At 67.5% G+C, this 2089-nt stretch carries 2 protein-coding genes and 1 pseudogene; all 3 read right to left on the bottom strand.

Annotation, left to right across the window (positions count from 1 at the left end):
* Nucleotides 1-531, bottom strand: a pseudogene (locus tag RMO81_RS12120) (hypothetical protein); the annotation flags it as partial.
* The gene (locus RMO81_RS12115; RefSeq protein ID WP_310476148.1) at nucleotides 528-1904 is read right to left on the bottom strand and encodes a leucyl aminopeptidase family protein; all 1377 of its coding nucleotides are present in this window, start codon (nucleotides 1902-1904) and stop codon (nucleotides 528-530) included. The gene RMO81_RS12115 and the pseudogene RMO81_RS12120, both read right to left, overlap by 4 nt.
* A partial coding sequence (locus RMO81_RS12110; protein WP_310476147.1) for a TRAM domain-containing protein occupies nucleotides 1901-2089 on the bottom strand: 189 nt, incomplete at its 5' end. The genes RMO81_RS12115 and RMO81_RS12110, both read right to left, overlap by 4 nt.

Raw genomic sequence — 2089 nt, 5'->3', positions numbered from 1 at the left:
CGCATCGGCAAACAGCGCGGCGGCGGCGAAACGATTGGCCGGCGCGTGCTCGACATGGCGGCGATGCACACGGCCACCGCCGGCCAGCACCAGGAAATCCGCCTCGATCACCCCGGTCACGCGCGCGCCAAAGGGCAATTCACGCAGCACGGCGGCCTTGATGCTGGCCGCGACAAACACTGGGGCCAAGCGTGCGCTGATCTGGCGGGTCGGCTGGGCCTCGGGCAGTGCCAGCGCGTCGAAAGACACCCAGCCGATGTAGCGATCATGCAGCGAGCGCCCCAGCGCAAAGCCGGCTTTCACCTCGACAATTTCAAAGCCTTCGCCCAGCAGCAGCTCGCTCACCGCTTCGGCGGATGCATCCGGCCCGTTGCGCATGGCGGTGCGCGGCGCGCTGCAGACCAGCGCCCGCGGTTCGACATAGCGCACCGCGCCAATCTCGCCAGCCAGACCCAGCTCCACCACATCCGGGCCAGCAAACCATTCGCGCGGTTCGAAACGCTGGGCCGGGCCCCGCAATACCCAACTCATCCGAACCGGCTCCTCAGCAAGGCCCAACTGGCGCGCAGACCCAGCGCTTCACCGCCCTTGGGGCGGCCGGGGCGGGCGGCATTGTTCCAGGCAAATGTATCGAAATGCGCCCACGGCACGCCGGCAGGCACGAATTTTTCCAGAAACAGCGCCGCGGTGATGGCCCCAGCAAAACCGCCATCGGCGCTGTTGACCATGTCGGCCAGGCTGGATTTCAGCATGTCGTCATAGGGTGCCCACAACGGCAGCCGCCACGCCGGATCGCCCACAGCTGCGCCGGCAGCAATCAATTCGCTGGCCAGTGCATCGTCGTTGGCAAACAGCGCCGGCAGATGCGGCCCCAGCGCTACGCGGGCGGCGCCGGTGAGCGTGGCGAAATCGAGGATCAGCGCCGGGTTCTTCTCGGCGGCCAGGGCGATGGCATCGCACAGCACCAGCCGGCCTTCGGCATCGGTGTTGGTGATTTCCACCGTCTTGCCGGCGCGGGTGGCGATGATGTCGCCGGGGCGCATGGCGTTCCCGGAAATGGCATTTTCTGCCGCCGGGATGATCAGGTGCAGCCGCACCCGCAGATTGGCCTGGATCACCAGTTTCGCCAGCGCCAACGCGTGCGCGGCGCCGCCCATATCCTTCTTCATCAGCGCCATGCCGCTGCCGGGCTTGATGTTGAGGCCGCCCGAATCAAAGGTGATGCCCTTGCCGATGATGGCCACCACTGGATGCGCGGCGTCGCCCCACACGGCTTCGATCAGGCGCGGGGCCTGTGATGCCGCGCGGCCCACGGCGTGGATGGCGGGAAAATTTTGATCGATCAGCGCTTCGCCGGTGATCACCCGCACCTCTGCCAATGGGCCCAGCGCATCAATCACGGCCTTTGCCAATTCGGCGGGGCCCAGGTCGCTGGCCGGCGTATCGATCAGATCGCGCACCAGCGCCACGGCTTCGGCTTCACTGGCGGCGGCGGAAATCGCGCCCAGGCTAGTGGTGGTCAACACGCGCGCGCCCTTGGGCTCCAGGCGGCGATAACGGCCAAACCGATGTTGCGCCAGGCACCAGCCCAGCCCGGCCTGGCCCAGATCGCCGCTCAGCGCATAGCGGCCGGCCGGCAGCCTGGCAGCGGCGGCGGCCAGCGCCCATGGGCCCAGTTGCGCTGCTTCGGCCACACCAACAGCAACGCTCCAATCGGCCGCGCCATCGCCGGGCAGGATCACCACGCTGTCAGCCGCTGCCTTGAAGTCCTGCGCCGCCACGGACACCCGTACGCGCTCGCTTTGTGCGCCCAGCCAGCCATCCAGCCCAGCCTTGGTCACCGGGGTCAGCGCAGTGGCCGCCTGGCCATCAGCAGCAGCAAGCAGGCCGGCAAAGTCGGTCAAACCGGCGCTCCGAACAGATCAGCCTCGTCGGCGTCTTCGATGTTGACCATGACGATATCGCCCGGCTTCACACCGCCGGCGTCGCGCAGATGCACCATGCCGTCGATTTCGGGCGCGTCATATTTGCTGCGCCCGGAAGCGCCGCCGTCTGCATCCACCTCGTCGATCAGCACTTCGATTGTGCG

Origin of the sequence: Sandarakinorhabdus sp. (assembly GCF_031422795.1) — a bacterium.
GTDB lineage: Bacteria > Pseudomonadota > Alphaproteobacteria > Sphingomonadales > Sphingomonadaceae > Sandarakinorhabdus.
This window is presented reverse-complemented; position numbering and strand designations above follow the sequence as displayed.